Here is a 322-nt window from a genome sequence, read left to right as displayed (position 1 = left end):
CCGACGTAGAGGCGGAGTCACCGTACGTGGTGATTGTCGCCCGCGAGACCAGCGACGGACTCAGGGCAGCACACGGGCTGATCGTCCGTCACAAGGAACGCGAACTGTCCTCACGGCTGTTGGGGCTGGTCACGGTGGCGGCCTCGCCGACGCTCGACAAGAGCGTGCGCCAGTACCGCGACATCGTTTCCGCTGCAGCGGGAGCGCACTGGCGGATCGAGTGGCACAAGTTCCTCGCGGCCGCCACTCTCACAGCGCTGCCGCGTTGGCGTCCCCTGGACGGGATGCCCGAACAGACCAAAGGAACCAACGCGGTTCCTAC

At 66.5% G+C, this 322-nt stretch carries 1 pseudogene; it reads left to right on the top strand.

From position 1 onward, the window contains the following. Positions 1-26: 26 nt before the first annotated feature. Positions 27-322 (top strand): annotated as a pseudogene (locus tag CVH10_RS19065) (hypothetical protein); the annotation flags it as partial.

Source organism: Halomonas sp. ND22Bw, assembly GCF_003011945.1.
GTDB lineage: Bacteria > Pseudomonadota > Gammaproteobacteria > Pseudomonadales > Halomonadaceae > Halomonas > Halomonas halophila.
The sequence above is the reverse complement of the archived record's forward strand: the minus strand, read 5'-3'. Positions and strand labels throughout refer to the sequence as shown.